Origin of the sequence: Cellulosimicrobium sp. SJTW-1 (assembly GCF_047716875.1) — a bacterium.
Lineage (GTDB): Bacteria > Actinomycetota > Actinomycetes > Actinomycetales > Cellulomonadaceae > Cellulosimicrobium > Cellulosimicrobium funkei.
Window position 1 is genome coordinate 3,305,099 of record NZ_CP136680.1, and the last position, 13,244, is coordinate 3,318,342.

The 13,244-nt window shown below is 75.4% G+C and carries 11 protein-coding genes; 4 read left to right on the forward strand and 7 right to left on the reverse strand.

Annotation, left to right across the window (positions count from 1 at the left end; translation table 11 throughout):
- Nucleotides 1-91: 91 nt before the first annotated feature.
- Nucleotides 92-901 carry an SDR family oxidoreductase gene (locus tag RSE42_RS14855; protein ID WP_043656099.1) on the forward strand — a complete coding sequence of 270 codons (810 nt, stop codon included), beginning with the start codon at nt 92-94 and terminating at the stop codon, nt 899-901.
- Here the strand turns inward: RSE42_RS14855 and RSE42_RS14860 are convergent.
- Nucleotides 885-2,069: an aminotransferase class I/II-fold pyridoxal phosphate-dependent enzyme gene (locus tag RSE42_RS14860; protein WP_415296861.1), complete on the reverse strand. Its 1,185-nt coding sequence runs from the start codon at nt 2,067-2,069 to the stop codon at nt 885-887. The two genes, RSE42_RS14855 and RSE42_RS14860, sit on opposite strands and share 17 nt — an antisense overlap.
- Nucleotides 2,070-2,195: 126 nt before the next feature.
- Nucleotides 2,196-2,660: a MarR family winged helix-turn-helix transcriptional regulator gene (locus RSE42_RS14865; RefSeq protein WP_051028253.1), complete on the reverse strand. Its 465-nt coding sequence runs from the start codon at nt 2,658-2,660 to the stop codon at nt 2,196-2,198.
- Between the two features lie 83 nt (nt 2,661-2,743).
- Here RSE42_RS14865 and RSE42_RS14870 point away from each other — a divergent pair, with 83 nt between their 5' ends.
- Nucleotides 2,744-3,343, forward strand: coding sequence for an isochorismatase family protein (locus RSE42_RS14870; RefSeq protein ID WP_211932987.1), 600 nt, complete (start codon nt 2,744-2,746; stop codon nt 3,341-3,343).
- Between the two features lie 48 nt (nt 3,344-3,391).
- Here the strand turns inward: RSE42_RS14870 and rsmI are convergent, their stop codons facing one another.
- The gene (rsmI, locus tag RSE42_RS14875; RefSeq protein ID WP_076406250.1) at nt 3,392-4,282 is read right to left on the reverse strand and encodes a 16S rRNA (cytidine(1402)-2'-O)-methyltransferase; all 891 of its coding nucleotides are present in this window, start codon (nt 4,280-4,282) and stop codon (nt 3,392-3,394) included.
- Between the two features lie 35 nt (nt 4,283-4,317).
- Between rsmI and RSE42_RS14880 the strand changes: the two genes are divergently transcribed.
- Nucleotides 4,318-6,084: a phospholipid carrier-dependent glycosyltransferase gene (locus RSE42_RS14880; protein ID WP_415296862.1), complete on the forward strand. Its 1,767-nt coding sequence runs from the start codon at nt 4,318-4,320 to the stop codon at nt 6,082-6,084.
- Nucleotides 6,085-6,135: 51 nt separating this feature from the next.
- Here the strand turns inward: RSE42_RS14880 and RSE42_RS14885 are convergent, their stop codons facing one another.
- The 3 genes from RSE42_RS14885 to RSE42_RS14895 all read right to left on the reverse strand — a co-directional run bounded on the left by RSE42_RS14885 (nt 6,136) and on the right by RSE42_RS14895 (nt 11,140).
- Nucleotides 6,136-7,824, reverse strand: a complete 1,689-nt coding sequence (locus RSE42_RS14885; RefSeq protein WP_415296864.1) for a hypothetical protein — start codon at nt 7,822-7,824, stop codon at nt 6,136-6,138.
- A 94-nt stretch (nt 7,825-7,918) separates the two neighbouring features.
- Entirely contained in the window at nt 7,919-9,406 is a 1,488-nt protein-coding gene (locus tag RSE42_RS14890) for a family 20 glycosylhydrolase (RefSeq protein ID WP_415296866.1), read from the reverse strand.
- Between the two features lie 105 nt (nt 9,407-9,511).
- Entirely contained in the window at nt 9,512-11,140 is a 1,629-nt protein-coding gene (locus tag RSE42_RS14895; RefSeq protein ID WP_171468294.1) for a hypothetical protein, read from the reverse strand.
- A 198-nt stretch (nt 11,141-11,338) separates the two neighbouring features.
- On the opposite strand from RSE42_RS14895, the gene RSE42_RS14900 reads away from it, so the two are divergent.
- The gene (locus tag RSE42_RS14900; protein WP_085387424.1) at nt 11,339-11,830 is read left to right on the forward strand and encodes a DUF4190 domain-containing protein; all 492 of its coding nucleotides are present in this window, start codon (nt 11,339-11,341) and stop codon (nt 11,828-11,830) included.
- A gap of 91 nt (nt 11,831-11,921) precedes the next feature.
- Here the strand turns inward: RSE42_RS14900 and RSE42_RS14905 are convergent, their stop codons facing one another.
- Nucleotides 11,922-12,773 (reverse strand): formylglycine-generating enzyme family protein, encoded by an 852-nt coding sequence (locus RSE42_RS14905; RefSeq protein ID WP_415298905.1) that lies wholly within the window; start codon nt 12,771-12,773, stop codon nt 11,922-11,924.
- Between the last annotated feature and the right edge of the window lie 471 nt (nt 12,774-13,244).

Below are 13,244 nucleotides of genomic sequence, written 5' to 3' on the forward strand. Positions count from 1 at the left end.
CCGGTCCTTCGGCGGCCACCCGGGCCGGGACGGCGAGGCATGCTGGAGGTGTCCCCGAGATCCGGGGACGTGGGCGAGGAGGCGTGTGCACATGTCGCGGACGTACGTGGTGACGGGATCGGCATCGGGCGTGGGGGCCTGCGTGGCCGGGTTGCTGCGCGAGCGGGGCGACCGGGTCGTCGGCGTGGACCTGCGCGACGCCGAGGTCCAGGCGGACCTCAGCACCGACGAGGGTCGCGAGCGTGCGGTCGAGGAGGTGCTCGCCGCCACGGACGGCACGGTCGACGCCGTCGTCGCGTGCGCCGGGATCTCGGCGCCCGTCCCGACGACGGTCGCGGTGAACTTCTTCGGCGTCACCCGGTTCCTCACGGGCCTCCTGCCCGCGCTCGAGCGCTCGCAGGCGCCGCGCGTCGCCGTCGTGTCGTCGATGGCGACGCTCCAGCCGGTGTCCGAGGCGATCGTGGACGCGTGCCTCGCGGACGACGAGGACGAGGCCCTGCGCGTCGCCGGCACGCTCGCCGAGCAGGGCCCGCAGGTCGGGTACCTCGCCTACCCGTCGTCCAAGCGCGCGCTGTCGCGCTGGGTGCGCCGCGAGTGCGTGACGGCGGCATGGGCCGGGCGGGGCGTCCCGCTCAACGCCGTCGCGCCCGGGACGGTGCTCACGCCCATGACGACCCAGCTCCTGTCGACCCCGGAGTCGGTCGCGATGGTCGACGCCGCGGTGCCGATGCCCCTCAACGGGCACCAGTCTCCCGAGTCGGTCGCGTCGCTCCTGCTGTGGCTGACCGACGTCGCGAACACGCACGTCACGGGGCAGACGATCTACGACGACGGCGGCGCCGACGCCGTGCTGCGCGGCGACGACGTGTGGACGGGGACGGTCCCTAGCCCAGTCGCGTGAGCCCGCGGCGCAGGCCCCGGACGGCCTGACCGATGCGGTGCTCGTTCTCGATGAGCGCGAACCGCACGAACTCGTCGCCGCCGGGGCCGAACCCGACGCCCGGGGACACCGCGACGTCGCACTCCTCGACGAGGTGCGTCGCGAACTCGATCGAGCCCATGTCGCGGTACGGCTCGGGGATCCGGGCCCACGCGAACATCGTGCCGCCGGGCTTGTGGATGTCCCAGCCGATGCGCTGCAGGCCGTCGTACAGGGCGTCGCGACGAGACTCGTAGACGGACGAGATCTCCTGCGGGAACTCGGTCGCCTCGTTGAGCGTGACGGTCGCGGCGATCTGGATGGGCTGGAACGTGCCGTAGTCGAGGTAGCTCTTGAGCTTCGCGAGCGCCCCGACGACGTCGCGGCGCCCCACGAGGAACGCGACGCGCCAGCCCGCCATGGAGAACGACTTCGTCATCGAGTACAGCTCGACCGCGACCTCGCGCGCGCCCTCGCACTCCATGATCGACGGCGGCTCGAACCCGTCGAACGTCATGTCGGCGTACGCGAGGTCGTGCACGAGCACGACGTCCTTGTCCCGCGCCCAGTCGACGAGACGCTGGAGGTCCTCCTTGGTCGCCACGGTCGTCGTCGGGTTGTGCGGGAACGACAGCACGACGACGCGCGGCTTGGGCCAGCCGAGCTCCCACGCCTCGATGATGCGGTCGATGTACCCGGCGGCGTCGGTCCCGTCGCCGATGGGGACCTGGCGCGCGTCGGCGCCCGCGAAGTAGGGCCCCCAGATGTGGATCGGGTAGCTCGGGGTGGGGACGAGCGCGACGTCGCCCGGCTGCAGCAGGACCCACATGAGGTGGCTGAAGCCCTCCTTGGCGCCGATGGTCGAGATGATCTCGGTGTCCGGGTCGAGGCTCACGCCGAACCGGCGCTGGTACAGCCCGGCGACGGCCTCACGGAGCTTCGGGATGCCGCGCGACGCGGAGTAGCGGTGGTTGCGCGAGTTCTGCGCGGCCTCGGCGAGCTTGTCGACCGCGACCTGCGGGCTCGGCAGGTCCGGGTTGCCGAACCCGAGGTCCACGACGTCGCGCCCCGCTCGGCGTGCCTCGATCTTCAGCCCGTCGACGATCGTGAAGACGTAGGGCGGCAGACCGGGGATCCGGCGGAACTCCATCGCAGTGCTCCAGCTCTGTGCGGCGCTCCCGGGCGCGCGGGTGCGCACGGGTCGCGAGTCTCGCAGGGTACGCCTGCCGCCCGACGACGTGACACCGCGTCTCGCGACCGGCTCGCCGCCGACGGGTCAGCCCGACCAGCCGAGGTTGCGCGCCATGCGCTCGAGCGTCGCGACCGTCCGCGCGTACTCCTCGCGGCTCACGCCCTGCGCGACCCGCTCGCGCGCGACCGACACCGCGTCGAGCAGGTCGTGGTACGCGTGGTTGCCCGCGACCGTCACCGACAGGCCCTGGTCGCCGCGCGCGACCCAGCCGCGGCGCACGAGGTCGTCGATCTCCGCCGTCACGGCGCTCGCGCCGCCCGCCCCGGCACCCGTGAAGGGTGACAGCACGCCGTCGACGCTCGTCTCCTCGCTCACGCCGTCGCGGATGGTGTTGAGCACCTGCCAGTGGCGGCGCGTGAGGCCCGAGTGCTGGAACACGGCGTCGAGGTTCTCGTCGATGAGCCGGTCCACGAGCTTGAGCCAGTACCCGAGGGGTCGTCCGGCGTCCGTGCCGGAGGTCGTCGTGGGCGGTTCCTGGTGCTCGGTCATGGCTGCCTCCCGGTCGGATCACGGCTGGGCCCACTCTCGCACCCGCGCTCCCCCGGTGCCCGCCGGGGTGGCAGAGTGGGCGCATGACCGAGAGCACCCCCGCGCCGCGCCGCGCGCTGATCGTCGTCGACGTCCAGCCCACGTTCTGCGAGGGCGGCGAGCTGGGCGTCGAGGGCGGGAACGCCGTCGCCGAGCGCATCGCCGAGCACGCGCGCGACCACCGCGACGCGTACGACCTCGTCGTGACGACCCAGGACTGGCACGTGGACCCGGGCGAGCACTGGAGCCCCGACCCGGACTTCGTCGACACGTGGCCGCCGCACGGGATCGCGGGCACCCCGAACGCCGAGCTGCACCCGGCGCTCGCCGACCTCGCGCCCGACGCCGGGGTGAAGAAGGGCGAGTACCAGGCCGCCTACTCGGGCTTCGAGGGCGTGGACGTCGCGGGCCGACCGCTCGCGGACCTGTTGCGCGACGCCGGGATCGAGGCGGTCGACGTCGTCGGCATCGCCGAGTCCCACTGCGTGCGCGCGACCGCGCTCGACGCGCACGCGCTCGGCCTCGCGACCCGGGTCCTCACCGACCTCACCGTGCCGGTGACGCCCGAGCTCGGTGCCGCCGCGCGCGAGGAGCTCGCCGCGGCGGGCGTCACGCTCGTGGCGAGCGACGCCGTCGGGCGCTGAGCACCGCGGGCACGGGCCGGGCGACCCCGCGGGGCGCCCGGCCCGCCCTCACCCGCGGCGCGCGTCGAGCGCGGCGGCGTACAGGTCGCGCTTGGGCACCCCGGCGCCCTGGGCGACGTCCGCGACCACGTCCTTGAGCCGCTCCCCGCCGTCGACGCGCGCCAGGACGGCGGGCACGAGCTCGGCGAGCGGGACGGGCCCGCGCGGCGGCGCCCCGCCGACGACGACGCAGATCTCGCCGCGCAGCTGCTCCTCGGCGGCGCGCTCCGCGAGCTCGGCGAGGGGGCCGCGCAGCACCTCCTCGTAGGTCTTGGTGAGCTCGCGCGCGACGGCGGCCGGCCGGTCCGGGCCGAACGCGCCCGCCATCGCGGCGAGCGTCTCGGCCACGCGGTGCGGCGCCTCGAAGAACACGAGCGTGCGCGGCTCGTCGACGAGCGCCGCGAGCGCGCGCGAGCGGTCCCCCGCCTTGCGGGGCAGGAAGCCCTCGAAGCAGAACCGGTCCGTCGGGAGCCCCGAGAGCGCGAGGGCGGTGAGCACCGCGCTCGGCCCGGGCGCCGTCGTCACCGGGAGGCCGCGCTCGACCGCGCGGCCCACGACGCGGAAGCCCGGGTCGGACACGCTCGGCATCCCCGCGTCCGACACGACCAGCACCGTGCCGCCGCCGTCGACGACGTCGAGCAGGTCGTCGGCGCGCTCCGCCTCGTTGTGCTCGTGGAAGCTCACGACCCGCCCCCCGACCTGGACGCCGAGGCGGCCCGCGAGCGCGTGCAGGCGCCGCGTGTCCTCCGCCGCGACGACGTCGGCCTCCGCGAGCAGGCGACGCAGGCGCGGGCTCGCGTCCTCCGCGTTCCCGATGGGCGTGCCGCCGAGCACGAGGTGCCCGGCCTCCCGCCGGGTCGTGGGCGCGTCGGGGCCGGGGACGTCGGTCGAGGAGGACATGGCTCCCAGGGTTCCACACGTGCGCGGCCCCTACGATGGCCAGCGTGTCCCAGCCGCCCGCCGACGCGACCCCCGGCCCCCGCCCCTCGGCCGACGCCACCGACGCGCCGCCCGGCCCGGGCGACGACGCCGAGCCCCGGCCGGCGCCCGACCTGCCGGTCGACGAGCCGGCCGCAGGTCACGACGGCGCACCGCGGTCGGACGTGACGACGGACGACGGCCCCGCGCCGAGCCACCGCGAGCGGCTCCTCCTCGCGCTGCTCGGCCCGCGGCGCCTCGCGCTCGGCGCGACGGCGCACGACCGGCTGTGGGGGTGGCTCGGCGTCGCGATCGTCGCCGTCGTCGCGGCGGTGCTGCGGCTGTGGAACCTCGGCCGGCCCGGCACCCTCGTGTTCGACGAGACGTACTACGTCAAGCACGCGTGGACGCTGCTCCAGGTGGGGTACGAGGCCGACTGGCCCGAGGAGCCGAACCCGGCGTTCGAGGCCGGGGACGTGAACTCGTTCCTGCCCACGGCGGACTACGTGGTCCACCCGCCGCTGGGCAAGTGGATGATCGCGCTCGGCATGAAGGCGCTCGGCGGGGCCGAGAACCCGTGGTCGTGGCGGATCGCGTCCGCCGTCGTCGGGGTCGTCGCGGTCGTGCTCGTCGCGCGCATCGCGCGCCGGCTGTTCGCCTCGACGGCGATGGGGATCGTCGCGGGCGCGCTCATGGCCGTGGACGGCGAGGCGATCGTGCACTCGCGCACCGGCCTGCTCGACAACATGCTCATGCTCTGGGTGCTCGTCGCCTTCGGGTGCCTCCTGCTCGACCGCGAGCAGGCCCGGCGACGCCTCGCCGAGCGCTGCGGGGCGATCCTCGACGCGGGCGGGCGCATCGGGCGCTACGGCCCCGGGCTCGGGTGGCGGTGGTGGCGCTTCGCCGCGGCCGTCGCGCTCGGGCTCGCGTGCGGGGTCAAGTGGTCCGGCCTGTACTTCCTCGCGGTCCTCGCCGTCGTCTCCGTGCTCTGGGACGCGACGGCGCGGCGCACCGCGGGCGTCGGGCGCTGGTGGGAGGACGCGCTCGTGCGCGACGCGATCCCGGCCGCGCTCGTCATGCTCCCCACCGCTGCGCTCACCTACGTCGCGACGTGGACGTCGTGGTTCCGCTCGCCCGGCGCCTACATGCGCCAGTGGGCCGTCGATCACCCCGGCGAGGGCGTCCAGTGGCTGCCCCCGGCGCTGCGGTCGCTGTGGGAGTACCACCTGAAGATGTGGGACTTCCACACGGGGCTCACGTCCGAGCACACGTACGAGGCGCACCCGCTCGGCTGGATCCTCCAGTGGCGGCCCACGTCCTTCTACTGGCGCTCGTACGAGGCCGGCGAGGCGGGCTGCGAGGTCGAGCGGTGCGCGCGGGCGATCACGTCGCTCGGGAACCCCGTCCTGTGGTGGGCGGCGGCGCTCGCGATCCTCGTCGCTCTCTACGCGCTCGTGCGGCTCAAGGACTGGCGCGCGCTCGCCGTGCTCAGCGGGATCGTCGCCGGGTGGGCGCCGTGGTTCCTCTACGCCGAGCGGACGATCTTCACGTTCTACTCGATCGTGTTCCTGCCGTGGGTCGTGCTCACGCTCGTCTACGCGATCACGCTCGCGCTCGAGCGCACGGAGGGCCGGGCGGTCGCCCGGGCCCGCGTGCGCGTCGGGATCACGGTGCTGCTCACGACGATCGGCGCCGTGAGCGTGTTCTTCTACCCGATCTGGACGGCGTGGCAGGTGCCGTACTGGTTCTGGCGGATGCACATGTGGCTGCCCACGTGGATCTGACGCGCTGACCCGGCGCGCCGGCCGGGCGCCCCGGAGCGCGCCGGGCCGGCGTCACTGGTAGCTGACGAAGTCCGGGGTCGGGCTGATGCCCCACGTCTGCTCGGGCGTGAGCATGGGCGCGTCCTCGTCGTAGAAGTTCTTCCAGCCCCAGAACAGCCCCGCCGGCGCGTCCTGGTGCAGCGTCGACCACGTGGCCGCCTTCGCCTCCTGTCCGCCCTGGCCGTCGGCGTGGACGACGGTCGCGAGCTCGGGGTGGGCGGTGTCGAGGCGTGCGCGGTCGGTGATCATCGACGTGCGGAACTGGTGCAGCAGGAAGACCTTCTGCGGCAGGTCGTGCTCGCGCACGAGGCCCGCGAGGTAGTCGCCGACGGCGTTCACCTCGTCGACCCCGACGGAGCCGATCTGGGCGAGGTGCACCTGGTCGGGGCCGAGGCGCCACTCCGGGTCGAGCGCGACACCGACGTGCGGCTGCGCGACGAGGTCCTCGTACGCGCGCACCTGCGTGAGGAAGTCCGTGCGGCCCGGCTGGAAGTCCAGCACGACGTACACCCCCGCCTCGCGCGCGGCGTCCACGTAGGGCCGCACGAGGTCGGCGGCGCGCTCGTTCGAGTAGTTGCCGTCGGAGCCCGCGGACCCCGACGCGACCGTCGTGATGATCTCGAGCGTCGGCACCACGGGCTCGTCCGTGAAGCCCTGGTACCAGGCCGCGTGCTCCTGGGCGCGCGCGATCGTCGCGGCGACGTCCTGCTCGCCGAGCACGCCGAGCACCGGCGCCCCCGGCGACCCGTAGAGCGCGACGTAGCGCTTGCCGGGCAGGGCGAGCTGCCCGCCGCCGGGCAGCTCCGTGCCCGTAGCGGCCGCCTCGACGCGCCACCCGAGGTCGTCGGGGCTGCCGAACGACGCCCCGAGGCCGACGGTCGCCGTCGCCCCGGCCGCCGCGACCGCCTGGACGGCCTCGGACGTGGTGCGCGGGTCGCCGCCGGGGGCGTCGACGACCGTCGCGCCCGACGCGCGGGCCGTCGCGGCCGCCGGTCGGGCCGCGGCCCCGGCGTCGGGGTCCGTCAGCGCGAGGACGCCGGTCGACGTCTGGGCGTCGCCCGACGCCGGGAGGTCCTGGACCGCGAGGTCGGCGGCGCCCGCGAGCGACTCCTCGTCGACGGCGCCGTCGGGCGCGACGGCCGCCGGGTCGACGTGCACCGTGGTCACGTCGTCGAGGCCGGGGACGCTCGTCCCCTCCGGCGCGACGACGACCGCCTCGGCGGCGTCGAGGCGGGTCAGCTCCTCGGCGAGCGCCGCGTCGTCCCCCGCGACCAGGACGGGCGCGACGACCCGCTCGGCGAGCGCCGTGGCGACGCCGACCGCGGTCGCGTCCTCGGCGGCGTCGGCCGGCACGACGACCGCGACCGGCGCGGTCGCGAAGAACGTGCGGCTCGCCGCGAGCGCGAGCGCGGCGGGGCCTTCCTCGGTGAGGGTGAGGACGCCCTCGGGCGTCGCGGCGCGGGCGCCGTCGGGCTCGGGCTCGGCCTCGGTGTCGGCGGCGGGCCCCGTGCTGCTCGCGGCGGGGTCCGGGTCGCCGCCCGTGCACGCGGCGAGCGCGGTCGCCAGGGCCAGCGTCGCGGCGAGCGCGGCCGCACGACGGCGCGGGCCGCTCCGGCGCGCGCGGGAGCCGGGGCGTGGGGTCGAGGAGGGAGTTCCGGACGGGTCGTCGTGGCGGGCGGCGGAGAAGGTCACGAAGGCCATCGATCGATGGTCCGTCAGCGGCCGCCCGCCTCGCGACCGCTGGAGGGGTTTTCCCCGGTGACGTCCACCACCCCGCGGGCGTCGCCCGCCCGCGTCACCAGTCGACCTGCACCGAGGGATGGAAGGGGGTGCCCGAGCGGCGCCACGCGTGCGCCTCGCGGGCGACGCGTCGGCGGTAGTCGTCCCAGTCCTTGCGGTCGGGGGCCGTCCAGGCGACCTCCGCGACGGCGCTCAGGCGCGGCAGGAGCATCGTGAACAGCGCGTCGAGCGTGGGGATGCGCTCCGTCCAGACCGCGGCCTCCACGCCCTCGATCGAGTCGGCCGGGAGCCCGGGGACCACCTGCTCGGGCTCCCAGTCGTACGCGTCGCGGACCTCGACGAGCCCCGCCCACTCCTGCCCGAGCGGGAAGTCGGCCGTGTACTTCATGTCGAGGTAGACGCGGTTCGCGGGCGACATGATGACGCGCGCTCCCGCCCTGGCCGCGTCGACGAGGTACGTGAGGTCCATGGGGTGGGTGTCCCAGTACTGCACGAGGGTGCCCGGGCGCAGGGGCGCCTTCGCCGCCTCCTGCCACGCGACCGGCTTCTTGCCCGCCTCCAGGATCAGCCGCTCGCACAGCTCGACGAAGCGCGCGTACTCGGCGGGCTCCATCTTCAGCACCTCGTCGCCGCCGAGGTGCACGTGCTCGCCGTCGGTCGCGTGGGCGAGGTCCGTGAAGACGTCGCGCAGGAAGGGCTCGGTGGCCGGGAGGTCGAACGTCAGGCGCGAGAAGCCCACCTCGATGCCGTGGTAGGCGTCCGTGGGGACGCCGTCGGGCATGAGGTCGCCGCACACGTGGGTCGCCGCGTTGATGTGGCCCGGCACGTCGATCTCCGGCACGACGCGCACGAAGCGTTCGGCCGCGTGGTCCTGCAGGGCGCGGAAGTCGGCGAGGGACAGGTGGCCGCCCGTCCCGCCGGACGTGTCGCCGCCCGAGGAGAGCTTGGCGAGCTCGGGCCGCGACGGCGACTCGATGCGCCAGCCCTGGTCGTCGGTGAGGTGCAGGTGCAGCACGTTGAGCTTGTACGCCGCCGCGACGTCGACCACGGCCCGCAGCGCGTCGAGCCCGAAGAACGTGCGCGCCACGTCCACGGAGAGACCGCGCCAGGGGTAGCGCGGCGCGTCGTGCACGACGACGTGCGGCACCCGCGCGGACGCCCCGTCACCCGGCGCGACGACGAGCTGGCGCAGCGTCTGCACCGCGTGGAGCAGCCCGGCCGGCCCGGGCGCCGTGGCGGTGACGCCGGCGGCGTCGACGACGAGGCTGTAGCGCTCGGGGCTCGTGGAGCCCTCCGGCCCGGCCGCCCCGTCGACGCGCAGGACGAGCGCGGTGCGCTCCCCGTCCGCGGCGGGAACCGCGACGGCGGCGGGGTCGTCATGGGTCGCGGTGACGCCGTCGAGGCCGGAGAGGACGCTCGCGGCGAGGTCGGCGAGCCAGGGGGCGGCGCCGTCGAGACCGACCGCGTGGACCTCCAGGGCACCGACGGGCACGTGGCCCTCACCGGGCTCGACGTGCAGGGGCTGGGGGATGATCGAGACCATCAGGTACCTCGTCGTCTAGGTCTGGTCGAATCGATTCGGCTTTTGCGAGCGACACACCCTAACCCGCGCGCACGGGACCGACCAAGTGCCCTGCGGAGCGGATCGTCAGCGCGACGGCGCCACGTAGCGCGGGCTCGGGTCGAGCGACAGGACGCCCTCGACGTCCCGCGCCGGGTCCGCCGAACCCGTGGTCCAGCCGCCCACCACGCCTGCCGGCACATTGTCGAGCAGCGTGCCCCACTCGCGTGCGCGGGCGCCGAACCCCGCCTGCCCCGTCGGCTGCAGCACGACGGCCGCCTCGCCCGCGCCCACGTCGAGCGCGGCGGCGTCGAGCACCGCCTCGGCGTCGGGTCGCTGCACGACGACGAGCTTCTGCGGCAGGCCCTGCGTGCGCACGACCTCCCCGACGGCGCCGATCGCGGCGCTGAGCTCCGCCGCGCCCACCGTGCCGGCCCGCGACCCCTCGCCCGCGCGGCGCGCGTCGACCGCGAGCGCGACGCCCACGGCCGGGCGCGCGAGCAGGTCCGCGTACTCGGCGACCTGCTCGTCGAAGCTCGCGCGGCCGGGCTCCAGGCGCAGCACGACGAGCACCCCCGCGGCCGCCGCGGTGTCGACGAGCGGGACGAGCTCCTCGGCCGGGATCTCGGTCGAGTAGTCGCGGTCCGCGCCCGGGTTCGACGACGCCCTCGTCGCCGGCACCTCGAGCACCGGGACCACCACGTCGCCCGGGGCGGCCTCCGCGTACGCCGCCGCCGCCTCCTGCGCACGCTCGACGGCCTCCGTCGCCGAGCGCTCCCCCACCGCGACGAGGCCCGACGTCACGGCGTCGGCCTCCACCGCGACGTACCGGACGCCGTCGGCCAGGACGAGCTGCGAACCGCTGGGGAGCAGGTCGCCCGCCTCGGCCGACCGCAGCCGCCACGTGAGGTCGTCGGCCGTGCCGAAGCTCGCGCCGATACCGACGACGGCGAGCGCCTTCGCCGCCGAGATCGCGTCCACGACCTCGGCGGACGCCCGCGGGTCGCCCTGCGGCACCTCGAGCGGCACGGCGCCCGCGGCGCGCGCGGTCGCGATGGCGGCGGACTGCGGTCCGCCCGGCACCGCGAGGCTGCCCGGCTCCGTGAGGGCCAGGACCTCGGTCAGCGTCTCCGGCTCGCCCCGATCGGGCAGCGCGGCGCGGACCTCGTCGAGGTCGCGCTCGTCGAGCGTCCCGTCGGGAAGGAGCGCCCCGACCTCCAGCAGGACGCGCTCGACGCCGTCGACGTCGCCCAGGGTCGCGCGCGCGGGCTCCTCGCCCGCGTCCTCCTGGCCGGGGGGCGCGGGCGGCTCGCCCACCTCGACGACGGCGACCGTGCCGAGCCGGCCCAGCTCCGTGCGCAGCCCGCCGTCCGAGATGGCGCCACCCACGAGCAGCACGGGCGCGGCGAGCTCGACGGCGGCCGCGGCCGCGGTCGCGCGCGCGGCCTCGTCGTCCGCCGTCGCGAGCACGACGACCGGCGCGTTGGTGAAGAACGCCTGGCTGCTCGTCAGCGCGAGCTCCGCCGGCTCGGTCGAGCCGAGCACGAGGACGCCGTCGCTCGGCTCGGCGGCACGGGCGACGAGCCCGGTCTCACCCGAGGACGGCCCGTCGGCCTTCGCCGTCTCCGCGGCACAGCCGCCCAGCGCCACGACGGCACCGAGCGAGAGGACGACGGGGAGGGCGACAGGGACGAATCGGACCTTCCGAGTGTTCACGCCCCCATCATCGCGCACCCGGCGCGGCTCGCCGACCGAGGGATGTGAGGGACTCGTGATGGTCGGACCCGACCGGCCGCGGGGTCGCGTGACCCCCGCCACCCGGACCAGCCGCCGGGCGCGCCGCGCAATCACAGGGCGGGCGGCGCCCCCGACCGGCATACTGGGCAGGCCCCGACCGAACGCCGAGGAGATCGCATGTCGACCCCCGACCAGCCCGACCAGAACCCGCAGCAGCCCGGCGGGACGCCGTCCGGCCCGCCCGCCTACGGCGCGCCGCAGCCCGGCGAGCCGCAGCAGCCGCCGCAGGCCCCGCAGTACGGCGCCCCGCAGGCCCCGCAGTACGGCGCACCGCAGGCGGGCGCCCCGTCGTACTCCGCCCCGGGCCAGGACCCGGGCAAGACGATGGGGATCGTCGGCCTCGTGCTGTCGTTCCTCGGCTGCCTCTCGATCGTCGGCCTGATCCTCAGCATCGTGGCCTTCAACAAGTCCAAGAAGGCGGGCTACAAGAACGGCCTCGCGCTCGCCGGCATCATCGTCGGCGCGATCGTGCTCGTCCTGACGATCATCGGCTCGATCGTGTTCTTCAGCACCGTCGGCGCCGTGACGCAGGAGGTCCTCGACGCGTGCTCCGGCGTGCCCTCGGGCACGGTCGTCGAGGTGCGTGGCGAGCCCGTCACCTGCCCCTGACCTCGTCGCGGCCACGCCGCTCCGCGAAGGCCCTCACCGCTCGGTGGGGGCCTTCGTCGTCCCCGGGCGCCAGCGGGTCACCGACCCGCGGTCAGCGGACGTCCGCGGCGCAGCGGAACCCGAGGTGCGTCGTCGCGCTGTCGTCGGACTGCGCGGACCGCGCCGCGGGCCGGTAGCGGCGACAGTACTCGGGCGCGCACAGGTACGAGCCGCCCTTCGTCACGCGCAGGACCTCCGGCGACGTCGTGGGGGCCAGCAGGTTCGGTCGCCCACCGGCGTCGGGCCCGCGCGTGCCCGGGACGACGTGGCGCGGCGTGAACGTGTCCGCCGTCCACTCCCACGTGTTCCCGATCAGGTCCACGAGCCCGTACCCGTTCGGCTCGTACGAGCCGACGGGCGACGTCCCGCCCCAGCCCGCGTCGTCGTACGGGAACCGGCCCTGCCACGTGTTGGCCATCAGGCGTCCGCCCGGTGCGAGCTCGTCGCCCCACGCGTACTCCGCGTCGTCGAGACCACCCCGTGCGGCGCGCTCCCACTCGACCTCGGTGGGCAGACGCCGTCCCGCCCACTCCGCGTAGGCCGAGGCGTCCTCGAACGCGACGAGCACCACCGGGTGGTCCGGCCGGTCGTCGACGCCCGACCCCGGCCCCTGCGGCGACCGCCACGACGCCCCGGGCTGCCACCGCCACCACTGCCGCCAGTCGCGCAGGTCGACCGGTCCGGCCGTCGGGGTGAACACGAGCCCCCCGGGTACCAGGTCCGCCGGGTCGGCGCCCGGGAAGTCGGCCGGGTCGAGGGGGCGCTCCGCGACCGTCACGTAGCCGGTGTCCGCGACGAACGCCGCGAACTGCGCGTTCGTCACCGCGTGCCGCTCCAGGAGGAACGGCTCGACCTGCCGGTCGTGGGCCGGCCCCTCCTCCGGGTAGTGCCGGTCCGAGCCCATGCGGAACGTCCCGCCGGGGACCGGGACCAGCTCGGTGAGGGTCACGTCGCCAGGATAGGTCCGGCGCGTCAGCCGAGCGCGCGGGCTCGGCACCGCCTCCAGGACGTCGACGTCGGGGCGCAAGCACGGACGCCGGCATGGCGGGAAGATCCCGGGAAAAGACGAGACCCTCGCCGTCTCAGATCGTCGACCTGGTCTGGCGAGGTCTCTCCGGTGGAGCTAGGGGGATTCGAACCCCCGACCTTCTCCGATCGGGTCGAGTCCCGCACCCCACGCCCGCGATCCGTCTTTGCCGCCCGGGCGGCGCAAGAAGACCGCCAAAAACGGCGGACTTTCGGGCACACGAGCGCTTCGCTCAAGGGTCACACCCACCAGGTCAACCGGTCAACCGGTCATCAACCGGTCGCCAACGCGCGGATCACGCGTGGGACGAGCCGTGCACGCGCGGCCTACGCGCGGACAACAGATACG